Below are 19,411 nucleotides of genomic sequence, written 5' to 3' on the forward strand. Positions count from 1 at the left end.
AAAGACGACGGTCGATGATTTGTCAATCGTTGACAGAACGCCGCAGGGCGAGGAGGGCAACGTCGTCCGGGGCCGGCCGGTCGTCGAGCATCGTGGACATCACCGTCGCGCACAGCACGTCCGGGTGGCTCGCCGTCACCGCGGCGGCCAGCCGGTCCAGGCCCTCGCCGATCGAGCGGGCCCGCCGCTCGACCAGCCCGTCGGTGTAGAACAGCAGCGTCCCGCCCGGCGGCAGCGCGACCTCGGTGTTGGTCCGCGGCAGGCTCATGTGCGTGCCCAGCGGCAGGTTCGCGCGCACCGTGAGCAACCGGCCCGACGTTCCGCGGGTCGCGAACATCGGCGGCGGATGCCCGGCGGTCGACATGGTGATCTTGTCCAGCGACGGGGCGATGACCGCGTAGATCGCCGTGGCCATCGCGCCCGGCTCGAACCGCTGGATCTTGTAGTCCAGGCGGGTCAGGACGTCGGCCGGGTCGTCGGTCTCGAGGGCGTACGCGCGCAGGGCCGAGCGGATCCGCCCCATCACCACGGCCGCCCGCAGCCCGTTGCCGGCCACGTCGCCGACCGCGACGCCGATCATGCCGGAGGGCAGCTCGAACACGTCGTACCAGTCGCCGCCGACGCCGACCTGGGCGCCGGGCACGTACCGCACGGCGAGCTCCAGGCCCGCGATGTCCGGCGGGCGCGTCGGCAGCAGGCTGCGCTGCAGGGCGTACGCCGTGGCGCGGTCGAGGCTGTGCAGGCGCGCCTGGGTGGCCGGCGCGATCCGGTCGGCGACGAGCTGCAGCAGCTCGACATCGCCGGGCGTGAACCGGCGCGGGGTCCGGGCGCCGACGTACAGCACCCCGATGAGCTGCCCCGCGGTGATCATCGGCACGCCGAGCATGGAGGCGATGTGCTCGTCGATGAGGACCGGGCTGACCACGGTGGTCGCGTCGACGTGGTCGATGGACACGGGCTGCCCGCGCGCGGCGACGGCGCCGGCGAAGCCGCGCCCGACCGGGACCCGGATGCCCAGGTTGACCTCCCGCTCCAGGCCGCTGGCGGCGGTGGCGATGAGCTCGGTGCCGGTCGGGTCGAGCAGCATGACGGTCGCGGAGTCGGCGTGCAGCAGCTCGCGGGCGCGCACCAGCAGCTCCTGCAGCAGGTCCTCGACGCCGAGCTTGGACAGCGCGGCGTCGGTGACCTGCTGCAGCCGCCGAAGCTGCTCGCGGCTGTCGCGCCGGTCGCTCACCGGTCGGCGTCCTCCCCGACGACCTCGACCGCGGCCACCTGGTCCAGGCCGCTGAAGGTCAGCAGGGCCTGGTTGAGCGGGCTGATGCGGATGTCGAGCTTGTCGGCGTGCAGGAACAGGGTGGCCAGCCCGGCGCTGTCGAGGTAGTCGACCCCGGTCAGGTCGACGACGACCCGGTTCGTGCCGTCGCCGACGACCTCCAGCAGGCGGGCCGCGAACTCCGGCGCGTTGGTGAGGTCGATCTCCCCGACGGCGCTGAGCTGCCCGGCGCCCTCGGCGCTGTGTCCGGTGGTGATGTGCAGCGGCGTGGTCATGATGTGATCCTCGTGGACATCTCGACGGTGGTACCGGTGGCACCGGTCTGCAGATCGACGTGCTGCATGAGGGCCCGCATGAGCTTCAGGCCGTGGCCGCGGTTCGGGTCGGGCACCGGCCGCTCCGGCCGCCATTGGCCATTGTCGGTGACGGTGAGGTACAACGTGGAGCCCATCGCCCGGACGAGCATCCGCACCCAGCCGCGGCTGTCGTGGTGGCCGTGCTCGATCGCGTTGGCGCAGGCCTCCCCGGCCGCGACGAGCACCTGCTGGGCCATCTGGGTGCCGACTCCGGCCCGGCCCAGCCAGCCCCGCAGCGCCGCCCGGGTCGGGGCGAGCTCACTGCTCTTGGCCTCGAACGACAGCTCCAGCGGCGCCGGGTGCCGGTACAGCAGCAGCGCCACGTCGTCGCTCGCCTCCTCGCCCACGAGCTGCTGCATGACCAGGTCGGCCAGCTGCTCGACCGGCAGCGTCTGGTGCGACTGCACGGCGTCGGCGGCGTGCTCGATGCCCACGGTGAGCGGGCGGCGGCGGCGTTCGATCAGCCCGTCGGTGTACACGAGCAGAATCGCGCGCGGCGGAACACTCGTCGTGGACTCCTCGCGCTGCTCGCCGCGCGGCACGCCGATCGGCAGTCCGCGCCCGCCCTCCAGCAGCGTGCTGCTGCCGTCCGGCAGGGTGAGGATCGCGGGCGGATGGCCGGCGCTCGCGTACACCAGGCCGCCGTCCTCGGGGTCGAGGATCGCGCAGAACGCGGTCGTGCACACCGCGCCCGGCAGCAGCGCGGCGAAGCGGTCCAGCGCGGTGAGCACCTGTCCCGGCCCGGTCGCCTGCAGCAGCAGCGCGCGGGCGGCACTGCGCAGCTGGCCCATGATGGTCGCCGCGGTCAGGCCCCGCCCGACGCAGTCGCCGACCATGATGCCGATCCGGCCGTCGGGCAGGTCCACGGCGTCGTACCAGTCGCCGCCGACCTCCAGCGGACGCGTGGCGGGCTGGTAGCGCACCGCGAACCCGGCCGGCAGCACGACCGGGCCGAGAATCGAGCGCTGCAGCGTGACCGCGACCTCGCGCTCCTGGTCGAACGCATAGGCCCGGTGCACCGCCTGCGCCACCGAACCGCACAGGAGCAAGAGCAAGGTCTGGTCCTCGGTACCGAACCCGCGCGCCGGATCCAGCGCCAGCCGGATGGCGACCGGGCCCAGCGGCGAGTCGATGCTCGTCCCGGCGCCCGTCGGCCGCCCGCCCGCGCCCATCTCGATCAGGATCCGCGAGGCGCCGAGGTCGAGCAGGTCGTTGAGGACCACCGGCGGTTCCGCGCCCTCGGCGGCGTCGGTGGCGCTGACGGTGCCGGCGCGGGCCGTGACCCCGGCCGCGTGCCACTGCCGGCGCAGCTGCTCGGCCGCCACCTGCAGCACCTCGGGCACGGTGCGCGCGTCGGCGAGGCGCTCGTTCATCGCGTTGAGCGCCGTGTCGCGCTGCGCGGCCGAGCGCTCGGTGGTGATGTCGCGCAGCGTGCCGACGAGCATCTGGGTCCCGGCGTCGTCGTGCACGGCGTTGATGGTCACCGCCGCCCACAGCCGGTGCCCGTCGCGGTGCTGCAGCGGCAGCACCATGGTGCCGTGGCGGCCCGCGACGACCTGCCGGTACTGGGCCATGACCTCCTCGAACGCGACCGGGTCGGCCTGCGCGTCGGGCCACCACGGGTGCGGCGCGGCGAACGGCACCCCGTCGGCCGGGTAGCCCAGCAGGTCGGCGAAGGCGGCGTTGACCTCGACGATCGTGCCCTGCGCGTCGGCGACGAAGAAGCCCTCCTGCAGCGAGTCGATCAGCGCCGCGCGCCACCGGGCGTGGTGGTTGCGCAGCCGGGCCAGGTCGACGTTGGCCCGCACCCGGGCCAGCAGCTCCTGCGCCTCGAACGGCTTGACCAGGTAGTCGTCGGCGCCGGCGGAGAGGCCCTCGACGGCCGCCTCCTGCCCGGCGCGGGCCGAGAGCAGCATGACCGGCACGCCGGTGGTGCGCGGGTCGGCCCGCAGCGCCGCCACCAGGGCCAGGCCGTCCACGCCGGGCATCATCACGTCGCTGACGATGAGGTCCGGCGGCTGGGCCCGGGCGGCGGCCAGCGCGGCGGTGCCGTCGGCGACCGTGGTCACCTCGTACCGCCCGGCCAGCAGCCGGCGCAGGTAGTCGCGCATGTCGGTGTTGTCGTCGGCGACCAGCACCCGGGCCCGGGGGCCGTCCGCGGCCGCGGCGGGCACGACGGGCGGGGAGTCGGTGCCGTCCTCCTCGGCGCCGGGCAGCCAGCGGAACGCCTCGCGGACGTAGGGCTCGGCGGTCTCGGTCGCGGTGTCGCTGCCGGTGGCCTCGGCGAGCTGGTCGGCCGGCAGGTGCCCGGCGCCGAACGGCAGCCGGATGGTGAACGTGGTGCCCTCGCCCGGTGCGCTGCGCGCCGAGATGGTCCCGCCGTGCAGGCCGACCAGCTCCTGGACCAGGGCCAGGCCGATCCCGCTGCCCTCGTTGGAGCGGGCCCGGGCGTTGGTGATGCGGTGGAAGCGCTCGAACAGCCGGGGCATCTCCTCGCCCGGCACCCCGATCCCGCTGTCGGCGACGGTCACGACCGCGTGGTCGCCGGCGGCCGCCACCTCGACGCGGATGCCACCGTCGAACGTGAACTTCAGCGCGTTGGACAGCAGGTTCAGGACGATCTTCTCCCACATGCCGCGGTCGAGGTACACGGGATGCTCCAGCGGCGGGCAGACCACGTCGAAGGCCAGCCCGGCCCGCTCGATCGCGGCCCGGAAGACGCTGGCCAGCTCGGCGGTGAACACCGGCAGGTCGACCGGCTCGTAGCGGGCCTGCATCCGGCCCGCCTCGATCCGGGAGAAGTCCAGCAGGGTGTTGACGAGCTTGCCCAGCCGCAGCCCGTTGCGGTGGATGACCTCGACCTCGTCGCGGGCGTCGCGGTCCTCGGCCGGCAGCCGGTCGCGCAGCTCCTGCAGCGGGCCCATGATCAGGCTCAGCGGGGTGCGGAACTCGTGGCTGATGTTGGAGAAGAACGCGGTCTTGGCCCGGTCCAGCTCGGCGAGCTCCTCGGCCCGGCGCTGTTGGGCCTGGTAGCTGCGGGCGCTGCCGATGCCGGTGGCGACGTGGCCGGCGGCGAGCTCCAGGAAGCCGCGGTAGGCCTCGTCGAGCAGCCGGTACCGGTTGAGGCCCGCGACCAGGAAGCCGTAGGGGGACGCGCCCTGTCGCAGCAGCGGCAGCAGCAGGGCGTGGGTCGGCGGCTCGCCCCAGCCGCCGGTCGGCAGCCCGGGGACCGAAGCGATGTCGACCAGCGCGGGGCCGCCGGAGGTCGGCCACGGGGCCGGCGCGGCGCCGAGGCGGATCGTCTCGGGCGCGGCCGGGTGCCCGGCGGGCAGGCCCGTGGCGGCGGCCAGGCGGGCGCCGCCGTCCTCGAACAGGTACGTGAGCGTGAAGGGCAGGTCGCGCCCGTTGCGCACCAGCTGCTCGGCCGCGAAGTTGAGCATCTCCTGCTCGGTGCGCACGACGCTGGGGTCGGAGCCGAGGTCGCGCAGGGTGGCCATGCGCCGCTCGCCGATGACCCGCTCGGTGTCCTCGCTGACCACGCACAGGAAGCCGCTGACCGCGCCGCCGTCGTCGTAGAGCGGGCTGTAGGAGAACGTGTGGTACGTCTCCTCGCGGTACCCGGACCGCTCCAGGAACAGCAGCAGCGCCTCGTCCCAGGTCGCGGTGCCGGTGGTCAGCACCGACTCGATCCGGGGCCCGATGTCGCCCCAGATCTCGGCCCAGACCTCGCTGGCCGAGCGGCCCAGCGCCCAGGGGTATTTGCGGCCGAGGGTGTCGCGGCGGTACGCGGCGTTGCAGAAGAACGTCAGCTCCGGGCCCCACGCCATCCACATCGGGAACCGGGACGCCAGCAGGATGCTCACCGCGGTGCGCAGGCTCTGCGGCCACCCGCCCGGCGGGCCCAGCGGCGTCGCCGCCCAGTCCACCGCGGCCAGGTCCCGGCCGACCTCGGCATCCGCGGCGAAGACGTCGACCCCGTCCGGATGCCTCCCGTCCTGCATGTGCCGCCCCTCTCGCGCTCGCACCGTTGATCGATCGGCTCCCCCCTTTCCCATTCGCGGCGCGATTCAATCAAGGGACTCCGGCGCACAGGATCGTCGCGAGCTTGGCCGCGTACCCGGGCTCGAGCGGCAGCTGGCGCAGCACGACCCGCACCCACACCGCCCCGGCGAGGGCGTCCATGATGAGCATCGGGTCGGCCCCGGGCGGCAGTTCGCCGCGCTGCGCCGCCCGCTCGAAGATCGGCCGCTCGACCGCGAGCCGGTCGGCGAAGAAGGCCCGCGCGTGCTCGGCCAGCTCCGGGTTCTGGGTGGCGGCCCCCAGCGCGGCGACGGCCACGGCGGCCGACGGCGGCTCGGTGAGCAGCGCGACCAGGGTCTCCACCACCGCGGTCAGGTCGCCGTGCAGCGTCCCGGTGTCCGGCGCCGCCATCCGCATCACCGGCGCGTCGAGCAGCGCCGCGCCGAGCAGGGCGGCCTTCGAGGGGTACCAGCGATAGATCGTGGTCTTGTTCACGCCGGACCGCTCGGCGACGCCCTCGACGGTGAGCCCCGCATAGCCCCGCTCGGCGAGCAGCCGCAGCGTGGCATCGAAGATCTCGGCCGACCGCCGCGGCGCGCTCCCCTCGCTCACGGTCGCGAGTCTACACGCAACACAACGCACCGGTGCGTTGCGTTTCAAGAGCCAAGAAGCCGCGCCGGTACTGTCTGTGCCCGCCCCGACACCCGCAGAAGCGCAGCGCCGCTGGGCCGGGCGGGCCCTTTCGTCAGACGCGGGGTCTCACAGGGTCGGGATCATGCCGCCGTCGCAGCGCAGGACCGAGCCGCTGACGTAGGAGGCCCGGCCGCTGCAGACGAAGGCGATCAGGTCGGCCATCTCCTCCGGCAGCCCGTAGCGGCCGGCCGGGATGCGCGCCCGCGAGGCCGCCCGGACCTGCTCGACGTCCACCTGCTCGCGCCCGGCCTGGGCCTCGTCCAGGGCCGCGACCCGGTCCGTGGCGACCCGGCCGGGCACCACCACGTTCGCGGTGACGCCGGCGCCGGACAGCTCGCCGGCCAGGGTCTTGATGTAGGCCGCGGCCGCCGCCCGGGCCACGTTCGAGGTGGCCAGGCGCGGGATCGGGGTGACGACGCCGCTCGAGCCGATGAGCACGATGCGCCCCCAGCCGCGGGCCACCATGCCGGGCGCGGCCAGGTTGGCCAGCGCGATCGGGAACTCGACCAGGGTGCGCAGGGCGGCCTGCAGACCGGGGCCCGCGATGTCGCGGGCCTGCACGGGCGCCGGGCCGGGGCCGTTGAGCACGACGATGTCGGCCCGGCCGAAGGCCTCGACGGTGGACGAGTAGAGGACCTCGGCCGCGTGCTCCTCGGCGTAGTCGATGGGGATGCCGATCGCCGAGGGCAGCTCCGCCACGATGGCGTCGAGGTGGTCCTTGCGCCGCCCGGAGACGACGACGTGGGCGCCCTCGGCGGCGAGCCGGCGGGCCGCGGCGAGGCCGAGCCCGCCCGTCGACCCGCAAACGATCGCGACGCGATCCTGAAGCTCCAGATCCATGGTGTTCAGCCGCTCCGTTTACTCTTGGCCGTCGCCGGTCGGGTATACGAGGACCCGGTCTTCCGGGATGGAGACGTAGACGACGCGCTCGTCGCCGGCCCACGGGTCGGCGGCCCGGCACGTCAGCCGCACGCCGTGCACCGTCACGAAGACGGTGGTGTGGTCGCCGTGGAACGACTGCAGCGCGAACTCGCCCTTCCAGTCGTTCGCCGCGCCGGCCGGCTCCTGGGCGCTGAGCCGCAGGTCGCCGGCGCGCAGGAAGGCCACGACCTTGCTCTGCGCGGCGAGGTCCCGGCGCGCCCTGAACGTGATCGACAGGCCGGTCTCGGAGACCAGCGTGCCGATCTCGCCCGCCCGGACGCCGCCGGCGCCGACCAGCACGCCCTCGATCGAAGTGCTGGAGCCGACGAAGCCGGCCACGAACGCCGACGCCGGGTCGTTCCAGATCTCCTGCGGGGTGCCGATCTGCTCGATCAGGCCCTGGCGCATCACGACGATCCGGGTCGACAGCGCGAAGGCCTCGTCCTGGTCGTGGGTCACGTAGATCGAGGTGAGCCCCATCCGGCGGTGCAGGTCCATGATCTCGATCCGCATGCTCTCCCGGAGCTTGACGTCGAGGTTGGACAGCGGCTCGTCGAAGAGCACCACGGCCGGCTCGTCCACGATCGCCCGGGCCAGCGCGACCCGCTGCTGCTGCCCGCCGCTGAGCTGGCCGATCTGCCGGTCGCGCTGCTCCCACAGCTGCACGCTCTTCAGCGCGGTCTCCACCCGCGGGGCGATCTGTGCCCGCGGCCGTTTGCGCGAGCGCAGCGGGAAGGCGACGTTCTCGAAGACCGACAGGTGCGGCCACAGCGCGTACTGCTGGAACACCATCGAGATGTCGCGCCGCTCCGGCGGCAGGTCGACCCGCCGGCCCGCGCCCGCCTCGAACACCACGGTGTCGCCGATGCGGATCATGCCGGTGTCGGGGCTCTCCAGCCCGGCGATGCACCGCAGGGTGGTGGTCTTGCCGCATCCGCTCGGGCCGAGGAAGGTGATGAACTCGCCGGGGGCCACGCTCAGGGTGAAGTCGCCGACCGCGCGGACACCCCCGGCGAACTGCTTCTGCAGCCCGTGAAGCTCAACTGTCATGACGGAGTCCTCAGCATCATGTCGATCGGATGTACTTGCGGGTGACGAGGTTGCCGGCGCCGACGATCAGGAAGATCACCGCGACGTTGATGACCGCGAGCGCGAACAGCTCGCCGAAGATGCCGTTGCCGAACAGGTCCCAGATGGCCACCGGCATCACCTGGTTGCCCGGCGAGTAGAGCAGCAGTGACGCGGACACCTCGCGCATCGCGTGGTACATCACGATCGTGGCCGCGGCCGCCATCGCGGGCACGAGCAGCGGGACGACGATCTTGCGCACGGTCCGCGCGCCGCCGGCCCCGTTGACCCGGGCCGCCTCCTCCAGTGAGATGTCGATCTGCTGGAACGCCGCCACCGAGGCCCGCACGACGAAGGGCAGGAACATCCCGATGTACGCCAGCAGGATGATCCAGCGCGTGCCGTAGATCGGCAGGGCCAGCCCGACCCAGATCCAGACCAGCGAGAGCCCGAAGACGATGTGCGGCATCGCGATCGGCATCGAGGCGATGGAGTCCACGGCCCGCCCGGCCCAGCCGCCCTTGCGCACGATGATCCAGCCCAGCGCCACGGCGATCACGCAGCAGGCCAGTGCGGACAGGATCGACAGCAGGATGCTGTTGGTGATGGCGCCGGCCGCGCCGGGATAGTCGGCCACGTCGCGGTAGTTGGACAGCGTCCACCCCGACTGCAGGGTCGGCGACAGGTACGGCTGCAGCGAGCCGATGACGAGCACGAGCAGCGGCAGGACGAGCCCGACGAGGACGTACAACAGGCTGAAGCCGAACAGCAGCCAGCGCGCGGGTCCGCGGCCGCGGGACGGGGCGCTGCTCATCCGGCCGCTGACGGTGACGTAGGTCCGCCCGCGGGTCAGCCGGTTGGACAGGATCACCAGCGCGGCGCTGACCACACCCAGGAACAGGCCCAGCACCGCGGCCGCGCCCGGCTGCGACGGGATCGACACCGTGGTCAGCACCAGCACCTGGGTCGAGATGACGCTGATCCCGGCGTTGGTGCCGAGGATGCCCGGCACCGCGAACTCGCCGAAGCCGGTGATGAACAGGATGACGAACGCGCTGAGCAGGGCCGGCTTGATGACCGGCAGCACCACCCGGGCCAGCGCCCGCCAGGACGTCGCCCCGAAGACCCGCGCGGACTCCTCCAGGGCCGCGTCGAAGGCCAGCAGCGCGGGGCGGATGTACAGGTACGCCACCGGCGCCCCGTAGAGCCCGCTGACCAGGATGATGCCCTTCATGGAGTACACGTTGAAGGCTGGCAGCCCGATCGCCCGCAGCAGCGTGTTGAGGGCGCCGATGTCCGGCGAGAGCAGAAAGGTCCAGGCGATCGCGCCCAGGAACGCCGGCACGTAGGCGGGCATGACGATCAGCGGGTCGAGGATCCGGGCGCCCGGCACGCGGTACCGCGTCGTGGCCAGCGCCAGGACCGTGCCGATGACGAAGGCCACCACGGCCGAGCCGGCGCCGATCTGGAAGCTGTTGAACAGCAGCCGCGGGAAGTCCCCGGAGAACGCCAGCCGGAAGTTCTCCAGCGTCCAGCTGCCGGCCTGGCCGGGCGGGGCGGAGCGCAGGCTGCCGAAGAGCAGGAACACCAGCGGCAGCACGATGAGCGGCAGCAGTACCACGGAGGGCAGGTAGGGCAGGGACTTCGCCATCGGCGGGCGGTCCCGCCGGCCCGGCCGGGCCGCCGTCAGCTTCGGCGGCCCGGGATCAATCGTCGTCGTCATGAGTCCGTCCGTCTATGCCTTGGTGGCCAGTTTGAGCTCGACGAGCTTGGCCAGGAACTCCTTCTGCCCGGCCGCCGCCGCCTCGAGCTGCGGGTCGAGCAGCTTGAGCGACGCGAGCGCCGGACGGCCCTCGGGGACCGGCTTGACGTCGGGCTGCACGACGTACGTGCCGGACTTGCCGATCAGTGCCTGGCCCTCGGAGGAGGCCAGGAACGCCGCGAACTGCTCGGCGCCCGCCTTGTTCGGCGCGTTCTGCAGGACCGAGTTGAAGTCGTGGAAGTTCACGGCGCCCTCGGTCGGGTAGGCGATGGCGATCGGCGCCCCCTTGGCCTGCTCGGCCCAGGCCGCGTCGTCCGGGACGATCGCGATCTTCTTGGCACCGGAGACGACGGCGCTGACCTGGGTGCCCGAGTGGGCGTCCAGGAACGGCGCGGTGGCCGCGAACTTGGTCAGGAACGACTCGTCCAGCGGGGGCGCGCCGTGGGAGAGCTGCCAGTCCGAGAGGTAGCCGCCCGTGGAGACGGTGGCGTCGGACTGGGTGATGCCGTCCTTGAAGTAGGGCTTGAACAGGTCGGTCCACGACTTCGGCACGTTGTCGCCGGTGGTGGTCTTGGTGTTGTACGCGAGCCCGACGACCGTCACGCGCATGGCGAACCACTTGCCGGCGGTGTCGGCGAAGCCCGCCGGGTAGCCGGTGGTGACGGAGGCCGGCAGGGTCGCGAGGTACCCCTTCTGCGTCGCCTCGGCGGTGATCGAGGCCGAGGTGATCGACAGGACGTCGGCGATGTGCCGGTTGCTGGACTCCTCGGCCTGCAGGCGCTGCCAGACCGTCGGGGTGGCGGCGGTGTAGAGGCTGACCTTGATGCCGGTCTTCTTCTGGAAGGCGTCCATCACCGGCTGCGCGTCGGAGGCCTGGATGGTCGTGTACCAGGTGATCGCCTTGTCCGCCGACGCCGCGCCGGGTCCGGTGCCGCTGCGCGACGCGCAGCCCGAGACGGCCAGGGCGGCGGCGAGCGTGGTGACGCCGGCCAGAAGTTTGAGGTTCGGTAACTGGGCCATGGGGGTGTGCTCCAGATCTGTATGAATGGGCGGGGTTTGGAGCGGGCTATGCCTTGCAGGCGGCGGTGAAGTCCTTGAGGAACTGGCCGATCACCCGGGGCGTCTGGATGGAGACCAGGCGGGCGCCGGCGGCGAAGGCCTTCTGGGCGGCCTCGGCCGTGGTGCAGGTGGCGGTGAAGATCTGCCCGGCGGCGCGCAGCGTGGCGACCGCGCGCTCGTACACCTCGGCGACGGCGGGGTGCTCCGGCTCGCCGGTGTGGCCCAGCGAGGCGGACAGGTCGGAGCGGCCGATGCTGTAGATCTCGATGGCCCCGGTCTCGATGATCTGCGGCAGCTGCTCGACGGTGCCGGCGTCCTCGATCATCGCGGAGATCACGATCGTCTGCTGCCGGTCGAGCAGGTACTCCTTGCTCGGGGCGCCCAGTCCGTAGTTGTTGGCCCGGGTCATGCCCGAGATGCCGCGGGTGCCGTGCGGCGGGAAGCGCAGCGCGTCGCGCAGGTCGAGGGCGTCCTGGACCGAGCGCAGGTGCGGCACCTTCAGCGCGTGCACGCCGGTGTCCATGTAGGCCGAGAACTGCTCGACGTCGCGCGAGGGCAGCCGGACGAACGAGGCCATCCCGACCGCGTCGGCCGCGCGGACGAGCTCGTAGCACTTGGTCACCGAGACGCCGCCGTGTTCCGCGTCGATGAACACCCAGTCGAACCCGGCCAGGCCGAGGAACTCGACGTAGGTGGCGTCCGGGATGAAGGCGTGGCCGCCGAGCAGCGGGCGGTTCTCCGCCAGCAGCTCGCGCATCCGGTTGGTTCTGAGCACGACCGACCTCCGATTTTCGAGATTCGGTATCTCGTATATGGGCAGAAGGTAAGAGGGATCACACGGCCCTGTCAAGACCCCCCGCGGGGACCGTTCGGGCCGCTCACCACGTTCTGCCAGAACAAAAACGCAGGTCCGGCCGGTGTACGGTCAGAGGGGTACCGCCGATATATGGGATACCTGCTACACTCCGCTCCAAGACCGAGCGCACACGAGGGGCAGCGGTGATCGAAGAGCTGGAACCGGTAGCCGCGCGACCGGCGAACCTGACCGAGATCGTGTTCCGGCGCATCCGCGATGGCATCGTCAACCAGTCCATCGCACCCGGCAGCCGGGTCAGTGAGTCGAGCCTGGCCGCGGCCCTGCAGGTGAGCAAGACGCCGGTGCGCGAGTCGCTGCTGCGCCTGCTGCACGTCGGCCTGGTCGAGAACACCGAGCGCGGGCTGCGGGTCGTCATGCCCAACGTCGAGATCACGCAGGCCGCCTTCGAGCTGCGGGCCGGCCTCGAGGCGACCTCGGCCCGGCTGGCCGCGGCGCGGGTCCTGCCGGCCGAGCAGCTGCACATCGAGCGCGAGGCCAACGCCTCGCTGCTGGCCGCGAAGGGCGGCGACAGCGAGCGCTTCCGCCGCCACGACGAGGCCTTCCACACGCTGGTGGCGCACGCCTCCAAGAACGAGCTGGTGCGCCGCGCGGTCGGCGACGCGCTCGTGCTGACCAGCGTCCTGCGGGCCCGCGACTTCCGCGTCGTCGGGCACAACTCGGTGTCCTGCGCCCAGGACCACGTGCGGATCGCGGAGGCCATCGCGTCCAACGAGGAGGCGAGCGCGGCCATGCTCATGGACACCCACGTCCAGCGGGTCATGGGCATCGTGCTCAACTCCATGGCGAAGGCCTCCTGACCCGTCCGCTCTCAGCGGCTCAGCCGCACGCCGGAGTCGGCGCGCGCCAGCCGGTCGAGCAGGTAGTCGACCTCCTGGCGGGCGGTGGCCGACAGGGCGCCGGCGGGGGTGCGCTGGGCGTCGGAGTCGAGCAGGCCTCGGCGCATGAGGATGTACTTGCGCACCGCCAGGCCGACGCCCTGCTGCTGCTCGTAGCGGATCAGCGGCAGGTGGGCGTCGAAGAGGTCGTGGGCCTCGTCGCGCCTGCCCTCGGCAGACAGCCGCACGACGCCGGTGAGCAGTTCCGGGAAGCTGTAGCCGGTCATCGCGCCGTCGGCGCCGCGCTCCATTTCGAAGTCCAGGAACAGGGCGCCGTTGCCGGTCAGGATCCGCAGCGGGCCGCGGGCCGAGGCCTCGAGCGCGCGTAGGGCACTGATCTTCTCCAGGCCCGGCCAGTCCTCGTGCTTGAGCATGTAGACGCCCTCGACCTCGTCGGCGATGCGGCGGATGACCCGGGGCGTCATCTGCACCGTGAAGGTCAGCGGGTAGTCCTGCACGACGATCGGCACCTCGGTCCCGATCGCGTCGGACGCCTGCCGGTAGTACGTGACGATCTGGTCGTCGGTGCGCAGGTTCGTGGGCGGGGCGATCATGACGCCGGCCGCGCCCGCGTCCGTCGCCTCCCGGGTCAGCGCGCGCATGGCGGCGAAGCCGGGCGCCGTCACGCCCACCACCACCGGCACGTCGACCCGGGAGCACAGCCGCCGCAGGATCGCCACGCTCTCCGCGTGCTCCAGCTTGGGCGCCTCGCCCATCTGCCCGAGCACCGTGAGGCCGGTCGCGCCCGCCTGCACGCAGTGCTCGACGAGCCGGTCGAAGGAGGCGTAGTCGATGCCGCCGTCGGGGTAGAACGGCGTGGAGAGAATGACGTAGACCTCGGTACCCATGGTCACCCTTCGTTGAGTTCGGGAAGTTGTGCCGTGGACCCCCACGGCAGGGCGAGCAGAGCGGCGCCGGCGGCGGCGACCCCGGCGAGGACGAACGGCCAGCGCGGCCCCCAGGCCTGGGCCACGAACCCGACGATCGGCGCGCCGACGAGCGTGGTGCCCTGCCAGGCGATCACCCACAGCGCCATGACCCGGCCGCGCATGTCGGGGGTCGAGTCGCGCTGCAGGATCGTCTTGGACTGCGCGCTGAACACGACGGCGCCCGCGCCCGCGAAGACGACGGCGAGCAGGGCGGTGCGGTAGCCGGGTGCGAGTGCGACGCCGACCAGCGTCGCGGCCCAGAAGACGGTCGCCGCGACCAGGCCGCGGGCGGTGGCCGAGCCGCGCCAGGCGCTGTACACCCCGCCGCAGACGGCCCCCGCGCCGAGCGCGGTGAGCATGAACGCGTAGGCCTGCGCCTCCCCGCCGCCGAAGTGCGCGGCCAGCAGCGGCAGCGTCACCTGGAACTCCCACGCGAACATGCCGAGCAGGCCCACCATCACCAGCGGCACCCGAAGGTCGCGGGTGTTCCAGACGTACCGCACGCCGGCCCGCACCGTGGCCCTGGGCGCGCCGGCGTGCCGGGCGGCCTCCGTCAGCGGCCGCATCAGTACCAGACAGAGCATGACGACGCCGAAGCTCACCGCGTTGAGCCAGAACAGCAGCGCGACGCCGCCGACGCCGAGCAGCAGCCCGCCGATCGCCGGCCCGATGATCCGGGCCACGTTGACGATGACGGAGTTGAGCGAGATCGCGTTGTTGAGCTGGGCCGGCGGCACCAGGTCGCCCAGCAGCGCCTGCCGCCCGGGCAGGTCCAGGGCACCGATGACGCCGGAGACGACGACCAGGACGTTGACGGCGGTCAGGTTCGCCGAGCCCGCCTGGCACAGGACGGCGAAGCACACGGCGGCGAGCCCGAGCGCGCCCTGGGTCACGCAGAGGTACCGGCGGCGCTCGAACCGGTCGGCGAGCGAGCCGCCGAACGGGCCGAGCAGCAGCAGCGGGCCGTACTGCAGCGCGATCGCCCCGCCCAGCGCGACCCCGTCCCCGCCGGCCCGCAGCACCAGCCAGGCGACCCCGACCACCTGCATGTTGTTCCCGCACTGGGAGATCAGCTGGCTCAGGAAGTACAACCGGAAGTTGCGGTTGCCCAGGGCACCGAACGTCCTCATGCGCTCAGTGCCGGTCGATGCCCACGGCCCGGCGGCGGGTGCACTCGAGCTGGTTGTCGAGCATGAGACGGTACTGCTGCCCGCGCAGTTCGTAGCGCGCCTCGCGCTCGCCCCGGTCCCAGTAGTCCAGGCCGGTCGGCCGCTCGTACTCCTCGAGCGTCTCCAGGATCTGCGGGATCTCGTCGGCCGGGACGACCACGACGCCCTCGGCCGTGCCCATGACGAGGTCGCCGGGCTGCACGACGACGCCGCCGCAGCTGACCGGGACGTTGATCTCGCCGACGCGGCTCTTGGCCGGGGAGGCCGGGTTGACGCCGCGGGCGTAGAGCGGCACGCCGATCGTGCGCATCTCGTCGACGTCGCGGTAGGCGCCGTCCACGACGATGCCGGCCAGCCCGCGCCGCTTCGGCATGACCACCGAGCCGGCCCCGCACGCGCCGGCGCCGGCGAACCCGCGCCAGTCGATGACCAGCACGTCGCCGGGCTGCACCATGGTCAGCGCGCCGTGCACGGCGAGGTTGTCCCCCGGCACCGCCTTGACGGTCAGGGCCTGCCCGACCATGACGGACTCGGGCTCGTACAGCGGCCGGATGCCCTGGTCCATCGAGTAGAACGGGCCGACGGCGTCGGCGACCGAGCACAGGTAGGCCCGCCGGAACGCCTCCAGCACGTCCGCGGCCAGCCGCGGCGGGGAGTCGTTCACCTTGGGCCCGACGACGGGTTCGTGGGTCCGCATGGGTTCGACCATGGTCACGCAACTCCTCACGATGGGGAACGCCGGATACCGTATCTCAGGTACCCGCGCCCACAACAGAGGTCTTGACTACTCCTAAGCGGGGCAACCATAGTCTGAGATGAGATACGAGATATGGAGCGCTGATGAGGGTCGATTGCCATGCCCACGCCTCCCCGGACTGGTTCGAGCCGGTCGAGGCCCTGCGGTTCCAGATGGCGGCCAACGCCGTCGACAAGGCCGTCCTCGTGCAGTTCACCGGCCACTACGACAACGCCTACGCGCTCGCCGCGGCCCGGGCCGACCCGGACGCGCTCGCCTGCGTGGTGTGCGTCGACGCCGAGTCCCCCGGCGCCCGGGCGGCGGTCCGCGCGGCCGCCGAGGCCGGTGCGGCGGGCCTGCGGCTGCGGGCCGAGACCCGCCCGCGGGCGATCTGGGAGCACGCCGCCGAGGCGGGCCTGGTGATCGACGTGCTGGGGCGCTCGGCCACCTTCGCCGGCCGCGAGTTCCACGACCTGTGCGCCGCCCTGCCCGGGACGACCATCATCGTCGAGCACCTCGGCGAGCTGCGCCGCGAGAACGCCAACTACACCGAGGAACAGGCCGTCGAGGTGTACCGCAACATCGCACCACTGCCGAACGTCCTGCTGAAGATCCACGGCTTCGGCGAGGGCGGGACGCGCGCCGCCGACCTGTCCCACGGGATCTTCGCGGTGACCGGCGAGGAGAAGCTCTACGCCGCCCTGGAGGTGCTCGGCCCGGACCGGCTCATGTGGGGCAGCGACTTCCCGGCCTGCAGCGCGCGCGAGGGGTACGCGAACACGCTCAGGTACCCCCTGGCCGCCCTGCGCGAGCGCGGCATCTCCGCCGCGGACGAGGCGTCCATCTTCGGCGGCCTGGCCGACAAGGTCTTCTTCGGCGGCGACCGTGCCTGACGCGATCGTCGACTCCTACGCCCACGTCGGCAACCAGTGGTACGAGCCGGTCGAGACGCTGCTGTACGTCATGGACGCCAACGACGTCGAGCGGGCGGTGCTGCTGCAGTACACCGGCCAGTTCGACAACGCGTATCTGCTCGGCTGCGCCCGGAAATGGCCGGACCGCCTCGCCGCCGTCCCCGCCATCGACCCGGCAAGCCCCGGCTGGCGCCCGGTCCTCGACGCGCTCGTCGAGCAGGGCGCCCGCGGCATCCGCCTGCACCCCGCCTCGCGCTGCGCGACCGGCGACCCGCTGGACATCTGGCGGGCGGCGGGCGAGCGGGGCCTGGTGATCAGCTGCCTCGGTACCGGCGAGGAGTTCGCCTCCGCCGAGTTCCAGCAGGTCCTCGCGGCCACCGGCGGCGCGCCCGTGATCGTCGAGCACATGGGCAGCAAGCGCAAGCTCAGCCAGTCCTACACGGTCGAGGACGCCCAAACCGTCTTCGCCGCCCTGCTCCCCCACGACAACGTGCTGCTGCAGGTCCACGGCCTCGGCGAGAACCTGCCCCGGCGCATCCCCAGCGCGGACTTCCCGTTCACGGGCACCCCCGACGTCCTGCTCGCGGCCGCCGCCGCGTTCCCGGCCGGCCGCCTCCTGTGGGGCAGCGACTTCCCGTCGGTGCTCGGCCGGGAGGGGTACCGCAACAGCTTCGACCAGGTCCGCCGCGTCCTGCACGGCGCCGACCTGGACCGCATCTTCGCCGCCAACGCCCGCCGCCTCTACTTCGAAGGACCGCGATGACCATCACGACCGACACCGTCCGCGCCGCCATCCCCGCGATCGGCGACCTCGCCGCCGACCTCGCCGAAGCGGTCGCCGAGACCTGGCGCCGGGCGTGGGCGTCCTCGCCGTACGAGAGCCTGGACGACGCCCCGTTCTCCGGCTTCCTGCCGCAGCGCTCGCTGCTCGAACACGTGAACAACGTCAACGTCCAGGCCGCCCGCCTGATTGAGGTGGCGGCGGCGCAGTACGGCCTGCCGGTCGACCACGACCGCGCCCTGGCCGCCGCGATCCTGCACGACGTCGACAAGCTGCAGATCTTCCGCTGGGACGGCCGCGACTTCAGCATCGCCGAGGGCACCAGCCGCGCCGAACACGGCCCGATGGGCGCGGCGCTGGCCCTGGAGTGCGGCGTCCCGGAGGACATCGCGGTGCTGGTGCGCGACCACAGCCAGGCGAACTCGCCGAACCTGCTGCCGGCGTCGGCGGAGGCCGCCATCATGCTGTACGCCGACATGACGGACGCCGACCTGGCCAGCGTCCGGTACGGCACCGAGCCCAGCTTCCGCCGCAGCCGCCCGGTCCGCCGCTCGTAGCCCCGGCTCAGCTGGGCGGCGGGCCCGCGTCCCCGGTGACCACGGCGATGGCGATGAGCGCGACCAGGAGCACGATCGGCAGGATGAAGCCGATGACCGCCTTCGGCCGGGCGTAGAGCGGCTTGCCGGCGTCCATCGGGCGGCGCGACCCGCCGTCCGGGGCCGGCCCGGGCGCGGGCAGGGCGTGCACCTTGTCGGAGCGCAGGAGGTTGAGCAGCAGGGCGAGCGCGGCGAACGGGGCGAGGATGCCGTACCAGCCCAGCATCAGCGTCTGCTGCTGCATGTGCCGGAACACCGCCGTCCCGCAGTCCCGGCAGAACGGCCCCTGCACGGTCCTGACCCGGATCCACACGGTGATGTTCTGGACGGCCTGGAAGCCGCCGTCGACGGCCGGCACCGACGCGCAGAAGCGGCACCGCAGCACCGGCGGCGCCAGCTGCGGCGCGTACATCGGCTCTCCCGTGTACTTCACGGCCGGGAGCATACGACAGCGGTCAGGCGTCGATCCTGTCGGGCGCGTCGCCGAAATGCGGGTGGGCGCAGGCGGCCGCGGCGACGAGCGCCACCAGCAGTGCGGTGGCGGTACGCCCGGCCAGGGGCAGCTGCGACACGACGGCCGATCCAGACGCGCCAGACCTCGTCCGCCACGATTTCCCCCGATAGGCGTCCGCGATGTTGGATGTCAGGGTAGTTGCGGACCGTCCACCGCGCTGACCCGCCACTGGAAGCGCACCTTCAGCGTCGGGTCGTCCTCGAGGAAGCACACGAAGCCCTTGATCACGCCTTCGAGGTTGGTGACCTCGGCGCGGAAGTGGCGGTCGGGCGCGCCGTCGCGGCGTTCCAGCACGTACCAGCCGGGACGGGTGCCGGCCCGCTCGCCCATCGCGACCTGGATGTAGCGCTCCTCGTCGTCGGCGCGGCCCAGCACGGCGTAGGAGTCGCGGGAGACGTGGGCCAGCACGCGGCGGACGGTGTCCGGGTCGGGGTCGCGGACCGGGTGGTGGTGGCCCGACGTCAGCTCGAACCGCCACGTCCGCGCCGGCCCGGTGCGCAGGCGGCGCTGCTGCGGGTCGTAGCAGTGCAGGCCGCGCGCCTCGGCCAGGTCGGCCGCCACCGCCGAGACCTCGTCGGCGCGGCTGTGGACCATGCAGAGGTACACCACCGGGCCCCGGGCGTCCTCCAGCAGCCCGCCGACCGACCACGGGCTGTCGTCGCCGCCCTCCGGATAGCGCTCCAGCAGCGCCGTCACGAACGAGGCGATGGGGAGCGTCGCCGCCATCGGCGCGCCGCCGTCCAGGAACCGGTCGTGGAGCCGCTCGAACTCCACCGCCGCGGCGGCGTCGTTCGCGGGCCGGTCGCCCTCCCAGACCGCAAGGTCATACGACATGCAGGGGATTCTTGCGTACCGCCCGTTCCAGCGC

The 19,411-nt window shown here is 72.6% G+C and carries 18 protein-coding genes; 4 read left to right on the top strand and 14 right to left on the bottom strand.

What is annotated here, in order from left to right; all coding sequences use genetic code 11:
- Positions 1-22 precede the first annotated feature (22 nt).
- The 9 genes from ACQPZ4_RS28065 to ACQPZ4_RS28105 all read right to left on the bottom strand — a co-directional run bounded on the left by ACQPZ4_RS28065 (position 23) and on the right by ACQPZ4_RS28105 (position 11,927).
- The gene (locus ACQPZ4_RS28065) at positions 23-1,234 is read right to left on the bottom strand and encodes a PP2C family protein-serine/threonine phosphatase (protein ID WP_433041483.1); all 1,212 of its coding nucleotides are present in this window, start codon (positions 1,232-1,234) and stop codon (positions 23-25) included.
- Positions 1,231-1,548 carry an STAS domain-containing protein gene (locus ACQPZ4_RS28070; RefSeq protein ID WP_433041486.1) on the bottom strand — a complete coding sequence of 106 codons (318 nt, stop codon included), beginning with the start codon at positions 1,546-1,548 and terminating at the stop codon, positions 1,231-1,233. The genes ACQPZ4_RS28065 and ACQPZ4_RS28070 overlap by 4 nt, the downstream gene beginning before the upstream one ends.
- Positions 1,545-5,630 (bottom strand): SpoIIE family protein phosphatase, encoded by a 4,086-nt coding sequence (locus ACQPZ4_RS28075; RefSeq protein WP_433041489.1) that lies wholly within the window; start codon positions 5,628-5,630, stop codon positions 1,545-1,547. Before ACQPZ4_RS28075 ends, ACQPZ4_RS28070 begins: the two co-directional genes overlap by 4 nt.
- A gap of 70 nt (positions 5,631-5,700) precedes the next feature.
- Entirely contained in the window at positions 5,701-6,261 is a 561-nt protein-coding gene (locus ACQPZ4_RS28080; RefSeq protein WP_433041492.1) for a TetR/AcrR family transcriptional regulator, read from the bottom strand.
- A 147-nt stretch (positions 6,262-6,408) separates the two neighbouring features.
- Positions 6,409-7,182, bottom strand: coding sequence for an SDR family oxidoreductase (locus ACQPZ4_RS28085; RefSeq protein ID WP_433041495.1), 774 nt, complete (start codon positions 7,180-7,182; stop codon positions 6,409-6,411).
- An 18-nt stretch (positions 7,183-7,200) separates the two neighbouring features.
- Positions 7,201-8,313 (bottom strand): ABC transporter ATP-binding protein, encoded by a 1,113-nt coding sequence (locus ACQPZ4_RS28090; protein ID WP_433041498.1) that lies wholly within the window; start codon positions 8,311-8,313, stop codon positions 7,201-7,203.
- Positions 8,314-8,329: 16 nt separating this feature from the next.
- Positions 8,330-10,054, bottom strand: a complete 1,725-nt coding sequence (locus ACQPZ4_RS28095; RefSeq protein ID WP_433041501.1) for an ABC transporter permease — start codon at positions 10,052-10,054, stop codon at positions 8,330-8,332.
- Positions 10,055-10,066: 12 nt separating this feature from the next.
- On the bottom strand, positions 10,067-11,113 hold the full coding sequence (locus tag ACQPZ4_RS28100) for an ABC transporter substrate-binding protein (RefSeq protein WP_433041504.1): 1,047 nt from the start codon (positions 11,111-11,113) through the stop codon (positions 10,067-10,069).
- 46 nt (positions 11,114-11,159) lie between these two features.
- Positions 11,160-11,927, bottom strand: a complete 768-nt coding sequence (locus ACQPZ4_RS28105; protein ID WP_433041507.1) for an HpcH/HpaI aldolase family protein — start codon at positions 11,925-11,927, stop codon at positions 11,160-11,162.
- Positions 11,928-12,151: 224 nt separating this feature from the next.
- On the opposite strand from ACQPZ4_RS28105, the gene ACQPZ4_RS28110 reads away from it, so the two are divergent.
- Positions 12,152-12,826 (top strand): GntR family transcriptional regulator, encoded by a 675-nt coding sequence (locus tag ACQPZ4_RS28110; RefSeq protein WP_433041510.1) that lies wholly within the window; start codon positions 12,152-12,154, stop codon positions 12,824-12,826.
- Between the two features lie 11 nt (positions 12,827-12,837).
- Here the strand turns inward: ACQPZ4_RS28110 and ACQPZ4_RS28115 are convergent, their stop codons facing one another.
- Genes ACQPZ4_RS28115 through ACQPZ4_RS28125 form a run of 3 tightly spaced genes read right to left on the bottom strand, consistent with a single transcriptional unit; the run spans position 12,838 to position 15,699 of the window.
- Positions 12,838-13,752 carry a dihydrodipicolinate synthase family protein gene (locus tag ACQPZ4_RS28115; protein WP_433041513.1) on the bottom strand — a complete coding sequence of 305 codons (915 nt, stop codon included), beginning with the start codon at positions 13,750-13,752 and terminating at the stop codon, positions 12,838-12,840.
- Between the two features lie 2 nt (positions 13,753-13,754).
- On the bottom strand, positions 13,755-14,963 hold the full coding sequence (locus ACQPZ4_RS28120; protein ID WP_433041516.1) for an MFS transporter: 1,209 nt from the start codon (positions 14,961-14,963) through the stop codon (positions 13,755-13,757).
- A gap of 4 nt (positions 14,964-14,967) precedes the next feature.
- Entirely contained in the window at positions 14,968-15,699 is a 732-nt protein-coding gene (locus ACQPZ4_RS28125; protein WP_433041519.1) for an RraA family protein, read from the bottom strand.
- 143 nt (positions 15,700-15,842) lie between these two features.
- Between ACQPZ4_RS28125 and ACQPZ4_RS28130 the strand changes: the two genes are divergently transcribed.
- Genes ACQPZ4_RS28130 through ACQPZ4_RS28140 form a run of 3 tightly spaced genes read left to right on the top strand, consistent with a single transcriptional unit; the run spans position 15,843 to position 17,990 of the window.
- Positions 15,843-16,631: an amidohydrolase family protein gene (locus ACQPZ4_RS28130; RefSeq protein WP_433041522.1), complete on the top strand. Its 789-nt coding sequence runs from the start codon at positions 15,843-15,845 to the stop codon at positions 16,629-16,631.
- Entirely contained in the window at positions 16,624-17,415 is a 792-nt protein-coding gene (locus tag ACQPZ4_RS28135; RefSeq protein WP_433041525.1) for an amidohydrolase family protein, read from the top strand. The genes ACQPZ4_RS28130 and ACQPZ4_RS28135 overlap by 8 nt, the downstream gene beginning before the upstream one ends.
- A complete protein-coding gene (locus ACQPZ4_RS28140) occupies positions 17,412-17,990 on the top strand; it encodes an HDIG domain-containing metalloprotein (RefSeq protein WP_433041528.1) in 579 nt (192 codons plus the stop codon). The genes ACQPZ4_RS28135 and ACQPZ4_RS28140 overlap by 4 nt, the downstream gene beginning before the upstream one ends.
- Before the next feature lie 7 nt (positions 17,991-17,997).
- Here the strand turns inward: ACQPZ4_RS28140 and ACQPZ4_RS28145 are convergent, their stop codons facing one another.
- Positions 17,998-18,462, bottom strand: a complete 465-nt coding sequence (locus tag ACQPZ4_RS28145) for a hypothetical protein (RefSeq protein ID WP_433041531.1) — start codon at positions 18,460-18,462, stop codon at positions 17,998-18,000.
- Positions 18,463-18,672: 210 nt separating this feature from the next.
- A complete protein-coding gene (locus ACQPZ4_RS28150) occupies positions 18,673-19,377 on the bottom strand; it encodes a hypothetical protein (protein ID WP_433041534.1) in 705 nt (234 codons plus the stop codon).
- Positions 19,378-19,411 lie beyond the last annotated feature (34 nt).

Source organism: Dactylosporangium sp. CS-033363, from assembly GCF_050942475.1.
GTDB lineage: Bacteria > Actinomycetota > Actinomycetes > Mycobacteriales > Micromonosporaceae > Dactylosporangium.